Origin of the sequence: Plantactinospora solaniradicis, assembly GCF_042658085.1 — a bacterium.
Taxonomy (GTDB): Bacteria; Actinomycetota; Actinomycetes; order Mycobacteriales; family Micromonosporaceae; genus Plantactinospora; species Plantactinospora solaniradicis.
The window spans coordinates 258254-276724 of record NZ_JBHSPR010000032.1 but is presented as its reverse complement, the minus strand read 5'-3'; the positions used below and the strand labels follow the sequence as shown (position 1 = coordinate 276724).

Genomic DNA, 18471 nt, shown 5'->3' with positions numbered 1-18471 from the left:
CCTGATCTGGTCGACTCGCTCGGTCATGCCGTCACCTCGTCCCGTCCCGGCCCGGTCATCGCACTCCGCCGGCCACCGTCTCGGCCGACACGGCCCGCCAGGCGAATCCCTGCGAGCCGCGAGCCGCCTGCGGCCAGAGGGCCGGCAGTTTGCTGCCGTGTTCGACGCCCACCACCCGCCAGCCGCTCTGCATCAGACCCAGGGCGGCCGCACCGTGCGCGTGGTTCGCCTCCGCCCGGGCCGGCGGCGTCAGGTTGAGCCAGGTCGAACTGTCGACCAGGAAGGCGACGCAGGTGGTGCCGTTGCTGCGCAGCCCGGTCAGCAGCTCCGCCTCGGCGGTGGTCAGCGTGCCGAGCAGGGCGATGACGAGTCCACCGTCGGACCGCTGCCGGACCCGTTCGACGAGCGTCGCCACGTCACCCCGCTGGGTCAGCCGGACGTCGGCGAGGTGGTCCAGCAGCAGACCCTCACCACCGGCGTCGTTCGCGTGCGCGTCGATGCCGGAGTCGGTGACCAGCCGGAGCTTGTAGCCAGCCTGCCGCAGATGTACGGCGATACTCGCCGCCGCCGAGACCGCCCATTCGAAGCTCGCGGTCGGGCCCTCGCCCCGGTGCGCGAACGCCCGGGTGTCCAGCACCACCGTCGCCCGGCTCTCCCAGGGCTGCTCCTCCCGGCGCACCATCAGCTCACCCGTGCGTGCGGTGGACTTCCAGTGCACCCGGCGCAGGTCGTCTCCGCGCCGGTACTCCCGGGTGGCGGCGTCGTCCTCGCCGTGCACCGCCACCGAGCGGGCCCGGCTCTCCCCGGTGCCCGCGTACTCGCCGGCGAGCCGGACCGAGGGCAGCGGCGTGACCTGCGGGATGACGGTGAGCGGGTCGACGCTGGGGAAGGCGCGGGTCAGTTCGCAGAGCCCGAACGGGTCGGTCAGCCGGATGACCAGCGGCCCGACCTCGTACCGGCCCCGCACGTCGGCCCGTACGGTGTACGCCACCGAGCTGGCCTGGTGTGCCCCCAGGCGTTCCAGGACCACCCGGGGACGGCTGCCGAGGGCGTACGGCAGCCGGTCCTCCAGCAGTAGTGTCCCGGTCGGCAGCCGGGACATGTTCTGCAGTCGCAGCACCACCCGGGAGCTGGCGCCCACCGGCACCCGGTGCGGTTCCAGTGAGCGGCTGCAGGCGAGCTTGTAGCGGCTGCGACCGACGTACAGGGCGGCCAGCAGCGGAAGCACCCCGAGCAGGATGGCCACCCGGAGCAGATCCTTCTCGCCGAGGATCAGCGCGGAGATCGCTGCCGCCACGGCGGCGGCGAGGAAGGACCGCCCCCGGGTGGTGAGCCCGCGCATCGCCTCGCGCACGGTCATCGCCCCCGAGGCTCGTACTGCGATCGGCCGGTGCCGTCACCGGAACCGGGCGGCCGGGTGTCGTAGGGCGAGCGCTGCCGTTCGTGCGGCAGCGGCAGCCGGTGCACCAGGTCCGACACGATCGCGTCGGTGGTCCGGCGGGCGAGCTGGGCGTCGGCGGTGGAGATGACCCGGTGGGCGAGCACCGGTACGGCGAGCGCCTGCAGATCGTCCGGCAGCACGTAGTCGCGACCCTCCAGCGCGGCGACCGCCCGGGCGGTGCGCAGCAGTTGCAGGGTGGCCCGGGGTGAGGCGCCGAGCCGCAGGTCGGGTGCCTCCCGGGTGGCGGTGACCAGGTCGACGGCGTACTGCTTGACCGCGTCGGCGACGTGCACGTCGCGGACCGTTGCGATCAGTCTCCGTACGGTGACGGCGTCGGAGACCGGACGCAGCTCGTGGATCGGGTCCCGGCCGCCGTGCGCGTCGAGCATGGCCAGTTCGGCGCCGGAGTCCGGGTAGCCCATCGCGATCCGGGCGGTGAACCGGTCGCGCTGCGCCTCGGGCAGCGGGTAGGTGCCCTCCATCTCGATGGGGTTCTGGGTGGCGATGACCATGAACGGCGTCTGTAGTTCGTAGGTGACGCCGTCGACGGTGACCTGCCGCTCCTCCATGCACTCCAGCAACGCCGACTGGGTCTTCGGCGAGGCCCGGTTGATCTCGTCGCCGACGACCAGGTTGGCGAAGACCGCGCCCGGCTTGAACTCGAAGTCGTGCGTCTCCTGGTTGTAGACGCTGACCCCGGTGACGTCGCTGGGCAGCAGGTCGGGGGTGAACTGGATGCGCCGGACCGAGCAGTCGATCGACCGGGCGAGCGCCTTGGCGAGTTTGGTCTTGCCGACTCCGGGAACGTCTTCGATCAGGAGGTGACCCTCGGCGAGCAGGACGGCGAGTGCGAGTCGGACCGTGGCTGTCTTGCCCTCGATGACCTCTTCGATGTTGGCCACGATGGCGTCGCTGGCGGAACGGAACTGTTCATTCGGCAGTGCGCCGCCCAGTTCGTCCCAGGTCTGTTGAGTCACGGGCCTCCTCCTCGTCGTTCACGGCCGCCTGCCTAGTTAAGAGTCGCTGGGGTGGCCGTATGGTTCGCGGGAGAGTACGTCCGTCCGGGACACCCGGATCACCCGCAGGCTTCAGGCTAGCCGTATTCGGCTGTGGAGCCGAGCACACCCGGTAGGAGGCCCGCCCGGATCGCCGGTCGGTATCGGGTGCGACAGGTCGGGCGGCGAAGCGGTAGAGTGGCCTCATGTCCAGGGTCCACCTGCTCCTTAGCGAGCCGTGCTGACGCGATAGACAGCGACAGCGCGGCTACCCCTCCTGTGTGAGGGGCTTTTTTATGCCCGGAGAATGATTCCCGGCCCACGGACGTAAACCCACAGCCGAACCCGGCGCGAGCGAGGAGATGTCATGACCGAGCGTAGCGAGGGCATCAGTCAGCCCAGTCAGCCAGGTCATGGCGACGACGAGCGCAGCGAGGAGATGTCATGACCGAGGCAACCGAGCCGGCGGTGGACATTCCGCCGTTCCGGTACACGGCCGAACTGGCCGGTAAGATCGAGATCCGCTGGCAGGACCGGTGGGCCGAGCGTGGCACCTTCCGGGCACCCAACCCGGTCGGCCCGCTGGCCGATCCCGATCATCCCCGGGCGAACGCCGAGAAGCTGTACGTGCTGGACATGTTCCCGTACCCGTCGGGGGCGGGGCTGCACGTCGGTCACCCCCTGGGCTACATCGGCACCGACTGCTACGCCCGCTACCAGCGGATGGCCGGCCGCAACGTGCTGCACACGATGGGCTTCGACGCGTTCGGGCTGCCCGCCGAGCAGTACGCGGTGCAGACCGGGAAGCACCCCCGGGGCACCACCGAATCGAACATCACGTACTACCGCTCCCAACTGCGCCGGCTGGGGCTGGGCCACGACGACCGGCGCTCGGTGGCGACCATCGACACCGAGTACTACCGCTGGACGCAGTGGATCTTCCTACAGGTCTACAACTCCTGGTACGACGAGGCCGCCGCCAAGGCCCGGCCGGTCGCCGACCTGATCGCCGAGTTCTCCGCAGGGACCCGGAGCACCCCGGACGGCCGCCCCTGGGCCGAACTGTCCGAGGTCGAGCGCCGACGGATCGTCGACGACCACCGGCTGGCGTACGTCTCCGAGGCGCCGGTCAACTGGTGCCCCGGGCTGGGCACGGTGCTGGCCAACGAGGAGGTCACGCCGGACGGCCGGTCGGACCGGGGCAACTTCCCGGTCTTCAAGCGCAACCTGAAGCAGTGGATGATGCGGATCACCGCCTACGGTGACCGGCTGATCGCGGACCTGGACGCGCTGGACTGGCCCGAGCCGATCAAGCTGCAACAGCGGAACTGGATCGGCCGGTCGACGGGCGCGCACATCGACTTCCCGACCACCGCCGAGCCGATCCGGGTCTTCACCACCCGGCCGGACACCGTCTTCGGGGCCACCTACATGGTGCTGGCGCCGGAGCATCCGCTGGTCGAGAGGCTGGCGACGGACTCCTGGCCAGCCGGTACCAAGGAAGCGTGGACCGGCGGGCAGGCGTCACCGCGCGCCGCCGTGGACGCCTACCGGAAGGCGGCCGGCGCCAAGACCGACATCGAGCGACAGGCGGAGAACCGGGAGAAGACGGGCGTCTTCATCGGGGCGTACGCCACCAACCCGGTCACCGGGACGCAGATCCCGATCTTCATCGCCGACTACGTGCTGGCCGGCTACGGCACCGGCGCGATCATGGCGGTACCCGGACAGGACGACCGGGACTGGGAGTTCGCCGAGGTCTTCGACCTGCCGATCGTGCGTACCGTGCAGCCACCGGAGAACTTCGACGGCAAGGCGTACACCGGGGAAGGGCCGGCGATCAACAGTGCGGCGCCGGACGGCCCGGACCTGAACGGGCTGTTCATCGCCGACGCCAAGGCGAAGATCATCGAGTGGCTGGAGGCGAACGGGCACGGCTCCGGTGCGGTCACCTACCGGCTGCGGGACTGGCTGTTCAGCCGGCAGCGCTACTGGGGCGAGCCGTTCCCGATCGTCTACGACGAGGGCGGCAACCCGATCGCGCTGCCCGAGTCGATGCTGCCGGTCGAACTGCCCGAGGTGGACGACTTCGCGCCGCGCACCTTCGACCCGGAGGACGCCAACTCGACCCCGGAGACCCCACTGTCCCGGCGCAAGGACTGGGTCGAGGTCGAACTGGACCTGGGCGACGGGCCTAAGCGGTACACCCGGGAGACCAACGTGATGCCGCAGTGGGCCGGCTCCTGCTGGTACGAGCTGCGCTACCTGGACCCGACCAACTCCGAGCGGTTCGTCGACCCGGAGAACGAGCGGTACTGGATGGGGCCCCGGACCCCCGACGACTGCGGCGGCACCGACCTGTACGTCGGCGGCCAGGAGCACGCCGTACTGCACCTGCTGTACGCCCGGTTCTGGCACAAGGTGCTGTACGACCTGGGCCACGTCTCGTCCTTCGAGCCGTACCGCCGGCTGTACAACCAGGGCATGATCCAGGCGTACGCCTTCAAGGACGCCCGGGGCAGCTGGGTCGAGGCGGCCGAGGTGACGGAGCAGGACGGCGACTACTTCTTCGGCACCGAGCCGGTCAACCGGGTCTACGGCAAGATGGGCAAGTCACTGCGGAACGTCGTGACCCCGGACGAGATGTGTGCGGCGTACGGCGCCGACACGTTCCGGGTCTACGAGATGTCGATGGGACCGCTGGACGTCTCCCGGCCCTGGGAGACCCGTGCGGTGGTCGGGGCGTACCGGTTCCTGCAACGGGTCTGGCGGACGATCGTCGACGAGCAGACCGGCGACCTGCGGGTGACGGACGCCCCGGCCGACGAGCAGACCCGGCGGCTGCTGCACCGGATCATCGACGGTGTCCGGGGCGACCTGGACGGCATCCGGATGAACACCGCGATCGCCAAACTGATCGAGCTGACCAACGGGCTGACCCGGCTGGACGCCACTCCTCGGGAGGTGGCCGAGCCACTGCTGCTGATGCTGTCGCCGTTCGCCCCGCACGTGGCCGAGGAGCTGTGGCAGCGGCTGGGGCATGCCGAGTCGCTGGCGTACGAGCCGTTCCCGGTGGCCGACCCGACGATGCTGGTCGCCGAGACGGTGACGTACCCGGTGCAGGTCAACGGCAAGGTCCGCGGCCGGGTCGAGGTACCGGCGGACGCGGCCGAGTCCGACGTCCGGCAGGCCGCGCTGGCGGCGGTCGCCGATCAGCTGGGCGGCAAGGAGCCCCGCAAGGTGATCGTGGTCTCGGGCCGGATGGTCAGCGTGGTCGCCTGACCCCGCCGGGGCGGACGTATGACGGTAGGGCGGTATGACTGGGAGTCATAAATATGACCACCAGTCATACCGCCCTCCGGCATTACCGCCGGGACCTGCCGCGAGGTCGGGCGTAGCTGGGTCTCACTGCTGTAACAGCCGGAAGGACTGGGCGGCGCTGCCGTTGCAGGCGTACTGCACCAACTGGACGCTGTCGGCGGTGGAGCCGCCCGGCACGTCCAGGCACTTGCCGCTGAGCCGGTTGACCAGCCGGTAGTAGCCGCCGGTCTCCGGTACCGCCTGCCACTGCTGGTTGTTGCTGCCGCCGTAGGCCCAGAGCTGGATCGGCGCGCTGTCGGCGGTGGACACGTTCGTCACGTCGAGGACCTGGGCGCTGTTGCCGCGGTTGTTCACCCGGACGTGGCCACCGCTGGTGGGCTGGAGCTGGTACTGCTGGGCGAGGCTGGCGTTGCAGGCGTACTGCTGGATCGCGGTGCCGTTGGCGGTGCCGGCGGCGCGGGCGTCCACGCACTTGCCGCTGCCCCGGTTGACCAGGCTGTACCAGGCGGTCGGCGAGATCGGATCACCGGTCGGCGGGGGAGTGGTCCCGCCGCCTCCGCCGAGCCAGAGCAACCCGTCGACGAGGAACCGGTTCTGCACCTCGCTGGCGAAGGTGGACGACAGCGGCACGTTGTTGGCGTAGTCCATCGCGTTGTGGCCGAAGTTCGCGTACAGCATCTTGTAGTTGGTGTTCGTCCACATGATCGGGTAGTAGCCGCTGCGCCAGGTCTGGTTCGGGTCGGTGCCGAGCGGGAAGCTGCTGGGGTCGACCGAGGCCAGGATGTCGATGTTCGGGTTGGTCCGCAGGTCGCGGCTCCAGCTGTACCACTCGCTAACCGACGAGGTGAAGGTGGCGGGCAGCCGGACGGTGGACGGGTGGGTGCGGTCCTCGACCCGCAGCACGGCGGTGGTCGGCCCCCAGGTGTTGGACTGGAACGCGCCGGTGCCGAGGAACTGGTTGTGGTACCAGTCCCAGCCGGACGGGTTGGTGGTGAACGCGGAGACGTGGAAGCCGAGCCATCCGCCGCCGCCCCGCATGTACTGCTCGAACGCCGGGCGCTGCGCGACCGGCGGCAGGTCGTCCAGGAACATCACCACCTGGTACTGGGCCAGGTTGGCGGTGTTCAGCCGGCTCCAGTCGGTGGTGGCGGTGTAGGAGAAGTTGTACTCCGCGGCGAGCTGCGGGAACCGCTGGTTGGCTTCCCGGACGAAGCTGATGTGGGCCGCGTCCCAGGTGCCGTTGTAGAAGGCGATCACGTTGAAGGCCGGGGCGGCGGCCCGGAGGTTGCCGTAGGCGGGCTGGGCGAAGACGGTGGCCAGCGCCAGGAACAGCGCGAAGAACTGGGCCAGTCGTCGGGGCAGGCTGGTGCGGGTACGGCCGATCATGCGCGTCCTCTCGCTCGTCGCCGCGCGGTGGGGGTGTGGGGCGGGGCGCGACGATCGATGACACGCTATGACTCAAAGGATCTTGCGTCAATATCCGACTTAACCGAAGTGGGCAAGTTACGAACTTCGGGGCAATATCCCGAGTAACTGTAATGAATGTTTACCAATCGTCACACCAACCTTCCAGAAGCACAACTGGGTCACCGGATTTCGCAGGCGTTCGCCCACTCTTGTCGGACGTACCTGGCACTCTCGGACGCATGTGCGAGCGACCCGCGACGCGTGGCACCCCCCACGGCAGAGATCAGGAAAGTAGGCTGGCGCAATGACCGTGTCAGCCCACGACGTAGCCGCGGCACTCCGCGCCCGGCTTCCCGGTCTACCGACGAAGAAGCTGCACAAACTGCTCTACTACTGCCAAGGGCACCATCTGGCCGCATTCGGCACACCTCTGTTCGGTGAGACGATCTCGGCGTGGGACATGGGGCCGGTCGTCGGCACCCTCTGGAGAGCCGAACGCAGCGGTGACATCCCAGGTCTACAGGAACTCGGTGAAGCCGAACTCAACACCATCGGCTACGTCGTCTCCCGCTATGGCAAGCTCACCGGCACCGACCTGGAACATCTCACCCACTCCGAAACCCCGTGGCAGTACGCCAACACCGCTCGGATGCCGGGCGAGTCAGCCCGGATCGAGTTGGACTGGCTACGGGACTACTTCACCACCACGGGCGCGCTGGACGACGACGATGAGACACCGGTCGACGCCGCCGAGGTGCGGGCGATCCTCAAGGGCGCGGAAGCGCGGCGCAACCCTAACCCGCGACCTGACGACCCGGAGCGGTTGCGCGCCCAGGTCGCGGAGTTGCGGGCGCAACTGGGGCGGAGTGCCTGACGGGCGCGGATTGTGGCAGTTGGCGGACTTCGAAGACCGCTTCGAAGCCTGGGCTGACCGCGACAATCCATCGCCAGACCTGCGGTTCGTTGTCGCCGAGTGGATCCTGACCCGGATGGAGGATCCGTACGAGGGTGCCCAGCGGGAACCCGGATTCCCAGACCTGTGGTCCGTGCGGATCCGAGGCACCGCCGTCGGCCAGCGGGCATCGTTCACGATGGTGCTCTGCTCGTTCTGGATCAACGAAGCCGAGCACAGGGTGACGTGCGACAACTTCGCAACCCTCGGCTACCCCGTCTGAGGGGACCGTCAGAGCAGGAACGCGTACACCTCGTCCGAGGTTGAGCCCGCGCCGCCGCGACGTTGCGGGGCCAGGGTGTTAAAGGGGGGCCCTTCTACAACGGAAAGCGATAAGAAGGGGCCCTTCCTTACAGCAGGTCTTCGACGGTGATGGGGAGATGGCGGATCCGGCGGCCGGTGGCGTGGTACACGGCGTTGGCGATCGCGGCGGAGGTGCCGACGATGCCGATCTCGCCGACTCCCTTGACTCCGAGCGGGTTGACCACCTGGTCCGGGACCTCGATCGTCTCGATGGTGACCTCGGGGGCGTCGGCGTTGACCGGGACCAGGTAGTCGGCGAGGTTCTCGTTGGCGTACCGGCCGGTGTGCGGGTCCATCCGGGTTGCCTCCAGCAGCGCCTGACCCAGCCCCCAGAGCATCCCGCCCATCAGTTGGCTGTGCGCGGTCTTCCGGTTCAGCACCCGGCCCGGCGCGAAGACCCCGACCAACCGGCGTACCTGGATCCGGCCCAGGTCGGCGTCGACCGCGACCTCGGCGAACTGCGCCCCGAAGGTGTGCATGGCGTGGTCGCTGCCCATCGGCAGGACCGGCATCCAGGTGCCGAGCGCCTCGACGTCCGGCATGTGGTTCCGGTCGAGCAACTCGTGGTACGTCTCGCCGACCTCGGGGGAGTCCCGCCGACACATCCGGCCGTCCCGTACCACGACGGTGTCCGGGTCGGCACCGTGCAGCGGCGAGCCCTGGTCGGCCACGGCGTGCCGGATCAGCTGGTCGCGGAGCTGTGTGCAGGACAGGTGTACGGCGGAACTGGTCGCCCCGGCGCCGGCGGAACCGACCGCGGCGGCGATGTTCGGCAGGTCGGTGGTGCCGCCGACGAACCGTACCCGGTGGACGGGCAGGCCGAGGCCGTCCGCGGCGACCTGGGTCATCGCGGTCAGTGCCCCGGTGCCGAACTCGGATATGCCGGCCTCGACGACCGCGCTGCCGTCGCCGTACATCCGGGCCCGGGCCCGTTGCGGGCTGATCGGGGCGGCGACCGGGTACGCGGCCGTGGCCATCCCGGTGCCGATCAGCCACTGCCCGTCGCGCCGCATGCCGGGCTGCGGATCGCGGTCGGACCAGCCGAAGAGTTCGGCGCCGCGCTGGTAACACTCCTTCAGCCCCTTGCTGGACCACGGCTTGCCGGATTCCGGGTCGTTGTCGGCGTGGTTGCGCAGCCGCAGTTCGAGCGGGTCGACCCCGGTGGCGTACGCCAGTTCGTCCATCGCGGACTCCAGGGCGAACATCCCGGTCGCCTCGCCCGGACCCCGGGTGAAGGTCGGGCTGATGATGTTGCCCCGGACCAGCCGGTAGCCGCCGGCGTAGTTCGGGCTGGCGTACGCGATCGCGGCCGACTCCAGGGAGGTCTCGGCCCAGTCGTCGAAGTGCGAGGTCAGCGAGATCTTGTCGTGGGTGAGTGCGGTCAGCCGCCCGTCCCGGCTGGCACCGATCCGGATCCGCTGTTCCTGCTCCTCCCGGTGTCCGCAGGAGTGGAACATCTGGTCGCGGCTGAGCGCCAGCCGTACCGGTCGGCCGACCCGCCGGGCGGCGAGCGCGGCCAGCGTGACGTGCGGCCAGATCAGCGCCTTGGCGCCGAAGCTGCCGCCGACGTAGTGGCTGACCACCCGGACGTTGATCGGCGGCAGGCCGAGCAGTTCGGCGACGCTGAGCTGGGTCGCGGTCGGCCCCTGGGTCGAGTCGTAGACGGTGAGCCGGTCCGTGTCGTCCCAGACCGCAGTGGTCGTCGACGGCTCCAGCGGGTTCTGGTGGTTGACCGCGAACCGGTACGTCAGGTCGAGGTCCGTCTCGGCGTCCCGGAGTCCCGCCTCCGGGTCGCCCCGGGTCGGGTTCCGGCCGGGAACCAGCCCGCCGAAGATCCGCTCCGGCTCGTACGCCCGGTCCCGTCCGGCGTCCAGCAGGGTCTGCGACGGCGTCTCGGCGTAGGTGACCTGGACCAGGGTGGCCGCGTGCTCGGCGCGTTCCAGGGTGTCGGCGACGACGATCGCCACCGGCTGGCCGGCGTAGTGCACCACGTCGTCCTGCATCGGGAAGAAGCTCTGCCCGTGCGCGGTCAGCCCGGCCAGTGACGGGAAGAGCTTCGGTTGCGCCGCGATCCGGTCCAGGTCGAGATGGGTGAGTACGGCGAGCACCCCGTCCGCCACCATCGCCTCGCGACAGTCGATTCCGATGATCCGACCGCTGGGTATCCGGGCACCGTGCAGTACGGCATGGCTCAGGTTCGGCAGGTTGATCTCGGCGGAGTACCGGGCCGCCCCGGTCACCTTGGCCCGCCCGTCCACCCGGTCCAGGGCCGCACCGATCGCCGGGCTCATGATCCGCCTCCGTCCCCGCTGAGCATCCCTTCCGCCTTGCCGTCGTGGATCTGCGGATCGCCGGTGACCATCCGGAGGGCCCGGACGACGGTGCGCCGGGCCAGCTCGATCTTGAAGTCGTTCATGCCGTACCCGACCGCGTCGGCGAGCTCCGCCTCGGCGGCCGACGTGAAGGTCTCCACGGTCGCGGGGGCGCCGGTCAGCACGGACTCGGCCCGGCGGGCCCGCCACGGTTTGGTCGCGACCCCGCCCAGGGCGAGCCGTACGTCGCCGATCCGCCCGTCGTCGAGCGACATGGCGACCGCGGCCGAGGCGAGCGCGAACTCGTACGACTCCCGGTCCCGGACCTTCAGGTACAGCGAGGTACTCGCCATCGGGGTGGGCGGCACCTCGATGGCCACCACCAGCTCGCCGTGCGCGAGCGGGTGCTCCCGGTCGGGCCGGTCGCCGGGGACGAGGTAGAAGTCGTCGATGGCGATCTGGCGGTGGCCACCCGGTCCCTGGGTCAGCACCACGGCGTCGAGCGCCATGAACGCGACCCCGACGTCGGAGGGATGGGTGGCGATGCAGTGCTCGCTGGTCCCGAGCACGGCGTGGCCGCGGTTGACGCCGTGCAGGGCACTGCACCCGGTGCCCGGTTCGCGCTTGTTGCACGGCGCCACCACGTCCCGGAAGTAGCCGCAGCGGACCCGCTGCATCAGGTTGCCGCCGATCGACGCCATGTTGCGCAGTTGTGGGGACGCGCCGAGGAGCAGTGCCTGCGAGATCATCGGGAACCGGCGCCGGATCGGCAGGGCCTGGGCGACGTCGCTCATCCGGGCCAGCGCCCCGATCCGTACGCCGCCGCCGGGCAGTTCCTCGATCTGCCGCAGCGGCAGGTCGTTGATGTCGACCAGTCGCCGGGACCGGGCGACGTGGATGCGTTGCAGGTCGACCTCGGTGGTGCCGCCGGCCAGGAAGGCGCTGCCGGGGTCGGCGGCGACCGTGCCGATCGCGGTCGCGACGTCCGCCACCCGCGAGTAGCTAAGGGGCCGCATCGGAGTCCTCCGTCGCGGCGTCGTCGCGGACCTGCCGGATCGCGGCCCGGATGTTGGGGTACGCCGCGCACCGGCAGATGTTGCCGCTCATCCACTCCCGGATCTGCGCGTCGTCGGCGGCGTGACCCTCGGCCAGGAAGGCGACCGCCGACATGATCTGGCCGGGGGTGCAGTAGCCGCACTGGAAGGCGTCCTGGGTCAGGAACGCCTGCTGCATCGGATGCAGGGCGAGCCCGTCGGAGAGCCCCTCGATCGTGGTCACCTCGCGGGTCTCGCAGGTGATAGCCAGCGTCAGGCAGGCGAGCACCCGCCGCTTGTCCACCCAGACCGTGCACGCGCCGCAGGCGCCCTGGTTGCAGCCCTTCTTGGCGCCGGTGAGGTCGAGTCGGTCCCGTAGGGCGTCCAGCAGGCTGACCCGGGGTTCGATCAGCAGGTTCCGGAGCGTGCCGTTGACGGAGAGCCGTACGACCACCGAGTTGGGGCCGCGTACCACCGCGGTGTCGGCGACCTGCACCCCGCCGGCCGCTTCGGCGTACGACTTCACCTGGACACCTCGCTGACCCTCCGGAGTGGACTGCGTGCTCCGCCGAGGCCGTCGGCCATCGGTGGGACCGCTCACCCCGGAGCGGGGGTTGCCGACCCCGGGGTGAGGACTGGCCACCCGTCCGGCGGAGCTGCCGCTTTGTCCGGGCGGTGGTAGTCCCCACTTTATCGCCCATTCCGTTCTTATCGGGCAAATACCCTAAAGTGGACCGCGTGTTGATTCCTCGGCCGGTCGGGACCGCTCCGCCCGCCACCAGCGCGCCCCGAGGGCCAGGGCGGCGACCAGGCCCAGCCCCGCCGGGGCCACGGCCAGCCAGTTCACCTCGTCCGGGGAGACCACCGCCGCGCCCACCGCGGCGTAACCGAACGCGGACGGGGCGGAGGCGAGCAAACTGCCCAGCAGGAACGGCGCCAGCCGGGCCCCGGTGGTGCCGTAGCCGTAACTGACGAGCCCGAAGCCGCCGATCGGAAGCAGCCGGACGCTGATCACCCCGAGCACGCTCTGCCGGGTGAACCAGCGGTCGAGGCGGGCCAGCCGACCCCGGACGCGTTCCGCGACGAACTCCCGACCGAGCAGCCGGCCGACCGCGAAACCGGCGGTCGCGGCCAGCAACGCGGCGGCCAGCGTGTAGCCGGCGCCGAGCAGCGGCCCGAAGATCGCCCCCCAGACCACCGTCACGGCGGTCCGGGGCACCAGCGCCACCATCAGCAGCGCGCCGCCACCGACCGCGGCCACCGGAGCCAGCGCGCCGAGCCGGTCGGCCAGTCCGGGCAGCCGCGCCACGTCGGGACGGGGCACGAGCAACAGAGCCAGCCCGAACAGACCGAGCACCAGGAGCAGTACGGCGAATCGCGCGACCGACCGCTGGCCTAGCAGCCGCCGGACGCGGCCGATCACTGCCGGCTGGCGGCCAGCGCCGCGGTGCGTTCGGCCCGGAGCCGGTCGGACCAGGTCTCGTCCAGCGGCGGCAGCTGGTGTGCCCCGGTGGCCCAGCGCAGTAGCAGATCGGCCAGCGCCGGGTTACGGGCCAGCGCCGGCCCGTGCGAGTAGGTGCCGAGCAGCTTGCCGCGCCAGGCGCCCTCGGTGGCGCCGTCGTTGCCGATCCCGGTGCTCACCCGGGCCAGCGGGGACACCCCGGACCCGAGGTGGGTACGGCCGCCGTGGTTCTCGAACCCGCTCAGCGGCGGCAGCCCGAGCCGTGGGTCGATGGCACCGGCGAGTTCACCGACGGCCCGGGACGGCCCCCGGTCGGAGTGCAGGTCGAGCAGGTCGAGCCCGGCGCACTTGGCGCCCTTGGCGAAGAACGAGCCACCGAGGAGCTGGTAGCCCGCGCAGACCGCGAAGACCACCGAGCCCTGCTGGGCGGCGCGGCGCAGGCCGCCGTCCGCGATCAGCCGCTGCGCGCCCAGGGCCTGTGGGCCGTCCTCGCCGCCGCCCAGCAGGTAGATGTCGGCCGAGACCGGCAACGGCTGGTCGGAGCGGACCTCGATGGTCTCCACCGGCATCCCGCGCAGCTGTGCGCGGCGGGCCAGGATCAGCATGTTTCCCCGGTCGCCGTAGGTGGAGAGCAGGTCCGGGTAGATCCAGACGACGCGCAGACTGCTCTCCCCGCCGGACGACGGGGGCATGGGGTAGGCAGCCTCAGTTGACACGGTCCAACTCCGCTCGGATGTCCTGGAACGCCGTGTAGTTGGCGATCACTTCAAGCCGGCCCGGTGGGACGCTCGCGACCGCGTCGGCGAAGGTCCGCACATGCTGGAACGGTACGTCGTTGACGTCGAGCCGCACCGCCAGGTCGTACGCCCGGTCGCCGGTGATCAGCACCTGACGACCCCGCAGCGGGGCGAAGTCGACGTCGAAGAGCCACGAGGTGTCCAGCCCGTCGGGGTCCCGAGCGTTGATCGAGAGCAGTGTGGGCGCCACGTCGGCCATGTCGAAGGCCTCCAGCCAGCTCGCCGGGTTCTTCGCCAGCAGCAGCCGGACGGTGCGCCCGTCCCGGACCACCTGCGCGTAGCGCCCGGCCACCGAGGCGACGCCGCCGAGCCGGGACACCGCGTCGGTCGGTCGTACGCCGAACTCCGCCGCGACGGCCAGCGCGGTGGCCGCGTTGCCCAGGTTGACCCGGCCCGGCAGTTGCAACACCACCTTGTGCCAGTCGCCGGCCGGGTCGACCACCCCGTCGTCCTCGACCACCCACTGCGGCTCCGGCCGGCGCAGCCAGCAGCCCGTGCACCACCACTGGTCGGACATCCGCTCGATCGGGGAGCCGCACTCCGGGCACACCCACGAGTCGTCATGCCAGCGCTGGCCGGCGCTGAACCAGGTCACCGCGGGAGGTTCCACCTGGTTGCTGCGGATCGCCGGAGGGGTGGCGGCCCAGACCACCATCGGGTCGTCGGCGTTCGCCACCACCCGTACCGTCGGATGCCGGACCAGGGCGGCACGCCAGAGCTGTGCCATCATCGCCACCTCCTTGGCCCGGTCGAGCTGGTCCCGGGAGAGGTTGAGCAGGGCCACCACGTGCGGCTCGGTGGCCTCCAGCACCTGGGCCAGGTAGTGCTCGTCGACCTCCAGCACCGCGTACGGGGTGACACCCGCCTTCGCCAGCGCCGAGGTGTGCCCGGTGGGCATGTTGGCCCCGAACGAGTTGGTTGCCACCCGACCGAGTACGCCGACCGCCGCCGCGGTCAGCCGGGTGGTGGTCGTCTTGCCGTTGGTTCCCGAGACCAGCGCGATGGCGCGGCCGGCGGCTAGATGCGCCAGCAGGTCCGGGTCGATCTTGAGGCCGATCCACCCGCCGATCACTGATCCGTCGCCTCGGCCGGCGGCCCGGGAGAGGGCCGCGGCGGTACGCGATACCGAACTGGCCACCTTCGCCCGAAGGGGCATCTTCCCGTCCGTCACCCGAGCGAGGTTACCGGACGACACCGGGCGGACGACCGCCGCACGATGTACCGGTTTGCCGTAAGACCCGATACGGAGGCCGACCGCCGCCGTCGTATCCCGGGCCGGTGGGTCCGGTTTGCGGTCGATGTTCCGTACCGGCCGCCCATGCCGGAGCCGGACGACGCGGCCCTGGGCGCCCCGTTGCTACCCTCGGCTGCCGATGAGCCCCTCCGCCGCGACAGTCCTCCGCGCCCTCGCCGACCTCGCGCCGGCCGCGTCCGCCCGGGTCCTCGACGTCACCCGCCCCGGGCAGCCACTGTTCTGGCTGCCGGGGAACTTCGAATACTGCGGCTGGTACCCCGAGATGGCCCGGCTGGCCGCCGCCGACCTGCTGCACCGGGACGAGCGGACGGTGCGCCGCGCCTGGGGCGTGGTCGCCGGGGCGGTCGAGGTGGCCGGCGGTGGTACCCGCAAGGTGCGGCTGCCGCTGCTCAGTGAGCCGGTGCGGGTGGAGAACGCGTCGCACGGCTACCGGATCGTCCCGGCGGGTGACCTGGAGATCACGCCGCTGGTCGAGGACCGGGGCCTGGCCGCGCGGCTGGAGGCCGCCCCGGGCCTGGGTTCACCGGAGTGGCTGGCGAGCAGCGGTGCCGAGGACTGGCTGCGTAGCGTCGCCGAGGCGGCCGGCCTGCCGCTGACCGGGGTCGACCGGACCGAGCGGAGTGGTTCGGCTCCGCTGCCCACCAAGGGCCTGGTGCTGTTCGTCGGGGCGGCGCTGTTCGCGTTACGGGACGTCGCCGGTATCGCGCTCGGCGACCGGTTGCGGGCCTGGGCCGGACGGCCAGGATTGGAGTCGACCGCGCTGGCGCAGGTGTACGGCACCCGGGCGCCGGACGACAGCGGCGTCCCCACCGCGCCGGCCGTTTCCGCCGTACCCACCGGGCCCGCCGAGTCGGTCGACTCGCCGCTTCCGCTCAACGAGGCCCAGATCGAGGTGGTACGCCGGGTCCGGCACCAGCCGGTGACCGTGGTCTCCGGACCGCCGGGGAACGGCAAGAGCCACGCCGTGGTCGCGGCGGCGCTGGACGTGGTGGACCGGGGCGGCAGCGTCCTCGTGGTCACCCAGTCCACGCACGCCGCCGACGTGCTCGGCGAACTGCTGGAGCGCTATCCCGGACCGAGGCCGGTGCTGTTCGGCGACGCCGAACGCCGGGCGGCCATCGCCAGCACGCTGGGCCTCGGAGTCGACGACGTGGTGTCGTCCGCGACCCTCGACGCGGACCGGACCGCCGTCGCCGAGGCCGGTGCGGAACTCGACCGGGTCACCGGCCAGCTCACCGAGCTGCTGGAACTCGAACTGCTGGCCGACTCCGTCGAGCGGTGGCAGCCGTTGCTCGGCGGGTTGCGGCTGGACGTACCCGGTGCCTTCGAGCCGGGGGCCGACCTGGTCGCGGCGGCGCGGGCGGCCCGTCGTGCCCGGAACACCGCCGATGCCTGGTGGCGGCGCTGGGCGCCGGGACCACCCGGACGCCGGCTGCGGCGCCGGCTCGGCGCGGCTCCCACGGTGTCGATCGACCGGCTCGACGACGCGATCGCGGCGGCCCGGGCGGAGGTCGCGGCGGCCCGGTTGGCGACGGTCGGCGGCACCGATCCGGGCCCGCTGTGGTCGGCGCTGGACCGGGCGCACCAGGCCCTGTCGGTGGCGCTCGGTACGGCGATGCGGCATCGGAGTCGTAGCGCCAGGCGCTGGGACGACGCCGGTCGCCGCAGCGCCGCCGCGCTGAGCGGTGCGCTCCGGGCGGGCCGCAACCGGCGTCGGGAGCTCCTCGCCGCGCTGCGCGGGGACTCGCTGGTCCGCGCCTTGCCACTGTGGATCGGTACGGTCACCGACGTCGAGGAGCTGCTACCGCCGACCGCCGGGCTCTTCGACCTGGTGATCATGGACGAGGCGTCGCACACCGACCAGATCCGCGCGGCGCCGGCACTGGCCCGGGCCCGCCGGGCGCTGGTGGTGGGCGATCCCCGGCAGTTGCGGTTCGTCTCGTTCGTCGCCGACGTCGACGTAGCGGCGACCCTGGACCGGCACGGCCTCGACGCACGGGTCGACGTACGCCGGGTCAGCGCCTTCGACCTGGCTGCCGGCGCCGCACCGGTCACCTGGCTCGACGAGCACTACCGGTGTGCACCGCACCTGATCGACTTCTCCGCGCACCGCTTCTACGACGACCGCATCGCGGTGGCCACCCGGCATCCGGACAACGAGTCCGCGGACGTGATCGACGTGTTGACGGTCGAGGCGTCGAGCACCGAGGCGGGGGTGAACCCGGCCGAGGTCGAGGCGGCGGTGGCCGAGGTCCGGCGGCTGGCCGAGGCGGGCCGGACCGGCATCGGAGTGATCACTCCGTTTCGGGCCCAGGCCGACGCGCTGGAGTCCGCACTGGTCGCCGCCTTCGCGGTGACCGAGATCGAGCGCCTCGGGTTGCGGGTCGGCACGGTGCACTCCTTCCAGGGCAGCGAGGCGGAGACCGTGGTGGTGTCGCTGGCGGTCACCGATCCCGTACCCGCCGGGCGGATGCGCTTCCTGACCGATCCGAACCTGTTCAACGTGATGGTGACCCGGGCCCGTCGGCGGATGGTCGTGCTGACCTCGCAGTCCGCCCCGAACGGCCTGCTCGGGGACTATCTGCGCTACGCGTCGGCGCCGCCGTCGCCGTGCGGCGAGCCGTTCGCCCTGCCGACCACCCCCGCCACCGGTACGCGCTCGGTTCCGTCGGTCCGCTCCGCAGCCGACTGGACCGCCGAACTGGCGGCCGAACTGGCCAGGGTCGGGCTGGCGGTCCGGCTCCGCTATCCGGTCGGCCGCTGGACGGTGGACCTGTGCGTGGGCGAGGGCGCGCGGGCGATCGGGCTGATCTGCGCGGTGCATCCGGCCGGGGCGGCGGCGCACATCGCCCGGCAGCGGGCGCTGGGCCAGGCCGGTTGGGTCCTGGTGGACGCCTTCGCCAGCCGGTGGGGCGGCGACCCCGTCCGGGCCGCACTGGAGATCGCCGCCCTGGACGTCGCGGCCCGCCGCCCTAATCCGCGCTGAGCCCGTCCGCGCTCCGCCGAGCGCCCGTCCGCGTCCCGCGCTGAGCCCGTCCGCATTTTCCTCCACTTCGCTCCCCGCACCGTCCAATCGGGCCACTGCCGATGGACAGTTGTGCCGGATAAAGCGGGCATTCCCGAATGATTGCCACTGGCCTCGGCGGTGTCGGGTAGCGGACCCTCGCCCGGGGGCCCCATTTCCCTCCACCG

13 protein-coding genes are annotated in these 18471 nt (G+C 71.3%); 4 read left to right on the top strand and 9 right to left on the bottom strand.

The genetic code is table 11. From position 1 onward, the window contains the following. Nucleotides 1–55 precede the first annotated feature (55 nt). Both ACFP2T_RS30050 and ACFP2T_RS30045 read right to left on the bottom strand, forming a co-directional pair. On the bottom strand, nucleotides 56–1354 hold the full coding sequence (locus ACFP2T_RS30050) for a DUF58 domain-containing protein (RefSeq protein ID WP_377428050.1): 1299 nt from the start codon (nucleotides 1352–1354) through the stop codon (nucleotides 56–58). A gap of 2 nt (nucleotides 1355–1356) precedes the next feature. Next, nucleotides 1357–2418, bottom strand: a complete 1062-nt coding sequence (locus ACFP2T_RS30045; RefSeq protein WP_377427542.1) for an AAA family ATPase — start codon at nucleotides 2416–2418, stop codon at nucleotides 1357–1359. 462 nt (nucleotides 2419–2880) lie between these two features. On the opposite strand from ACFP2T_RS30045, the gene leuS reads away from it, so the two are divergent. Then, complete coding sequence (gene leuS, locus ACFP2T_RS30040; protein ID WP_377427540.1) at nucleotides 2881–5718, top strand: leucine--tRNA ligase; 2838 nt, start codon at nucleotides 2881–2883, stop codon at nucleotides 5716–5718. A gap of 123 nt (nucleotides 5719–5841) precedes the next feature. Here leuS and ACFP2T_RS30035 read toward each other — a convergent pair whose 3' ends face one another. After that, nucleotides 5842–7143 carry an RICIN domain-containing protein gene (locus ACFP2T_RS30035; RefSeq protein ID WP_377427538.1) on the bottom strand — a complete coding sequence of 434 codons (1302 nt, stop codon included), beginning with the start codon at nucleotides 7141–7143 and terminating at the stop codon, nucleotides 5842–5844. 325 nt (nucleotides 7144–7468) lie between these two features. Here ACFP2T_RS30035 and ACFP2T_RS30030 point away from each other — a divergent pair, with 325 nt between their 5' ends. Both ACFP2T_RS30030 and ACFP2T_RS30025 read left to right on the top strand, forming a co-directional pair. Beyond that, the gene (locus ACFP2T_RS30030; RefSeq protein WP_377427535.1) at nucleotides 7469–8038 is read left to right on the top strand and encodes a Panacea domain-containing protein; all 570 of its coding nucleotides are present in this window, start codon (nucleotides 7469–7471) and stop codon (nucleotides 8036–8038) included. 19 nt (nucleotides 8039–8057) lie between these two features. Continuing rightward, the gene (locus tag ACFP2T_RS30025; protein WP_377427532.1) at nucleotides 8058–8339 is read left to right on the top strand and encodes a hypothetical protein; all 282 of its coding nucleotides are present in this window, start codon (nucleotides 8058–8060) and stop codon (nucleotides 8337–8339) included. Between the two features lie 127 nt (nucleotides 8340–8466). On the opposite strand, the gene ACFP2T_RS30020 is transcribed toward ACFP2T_RS30025, so the two are convergent. The 6 genes from ACFP2T_RS30020 to ACFP2T_RS29995 form a co-directional block, all read right to left on the bottom strand. After that, entirely contained in the window at nucleotides 8467–10710 is a 2244-nt protein-coding gene (locus tag ACFP2T_RS30020) for a xanthine dehydrogenase family protein molybdopterin-binding subunit (protein WP_377427530.1), read from the bottom strand. Beyond that, on the bottom strand, nucleotides 10707–11747 hold the full coding sequence (locus tag ACFP2T_RS30015) for an FAD binding domain-containing protein (protein WP_377427527.1): 1041 nt from the start codon (nucleotides 11745–11747) through the stop codon (nucleotides 10707–10709). Before ACFP2T_RS30015 ends, ACFP2T_RS30020 begins: the two co-directional genes overlap by 4 nt. After that, nucleotides 11734–12240, bottom strand: coding sequence for a (2Fe-2S)-binding protein (locus ACFP2T_RS30010; RefSeq protein WP_377428048.1), 507 nt, complete (start codon nucleotides 12238–12240; stop codon nucleotides 11734–11736). The genes ACFP2T_RS30015 and ACFP2T_RS30010 overlap by 14 nt, the downstream gene beginning before the upstream one ends. 249 nt (nucleotides 12241–12489) lie before the next feature. Then, the gene (locus tag ACFP2T_RS30005; RefSeq protein ID WP_377427524.1) at nucleotides 12490–13188 is read right to left on the bottom strand and encodes a TVP38/TMEM64 family protein; all 699 of its coding nucleotides are present in this window, start codon (nucleotides 13186–13188) and stop codon (nucleotides 12490–12492) included. Beyond that, on the bottom strand, nucleotides 13185–13919 hold the full coding sequence (locus tag ACFP2T_RS30000; RefSeq protein ID WP_377428046.1) for a type 1 glutamine amidotransferase: 735 nt from the start codon (nucleotides 13917–13919) through the stop codon (nucleotides 13185–13187). The genes ACFP2T_RS30005 and ACFP2T_RS30000 overlap by 4 nt, the downstream gene beginning before the upstream one ends. Nucleotides 13920–13932: 13 nt before the next feature. Next, complete coding sequence (locus tag ACFP2T_RS29995) at nucleotides 13933–15180, bottom strand: Mur ligase family protein (protein ID WP_377428044.1); 1248 nt, start codon at nucleotides 15178–15180, stop codon at nucleotides 13933–13935. Nucleotides 15181–15397: 217 nt separating this feature from the next. Here ACFP2T_RS29995 and ACFP2T_RS29990 point away from each other — a divergent pair, with 217 nt between their 5' ends. Continuing rightward, nucleotides 15398–18265 carry a DEAD/DEAH box helicase gene (locus ACFP2T_RS29990; protein WP_377427521.1) on the top strand — a complete coding sequence of 956 codons (2868 nt, stop codon included), beginning with the start codon at nucleotides 15398–15400 and terminating at the stop codon, nucleotides 18263–18265. Nucleotides 18266–18471 lie beyond the last annotated feature (206 nt).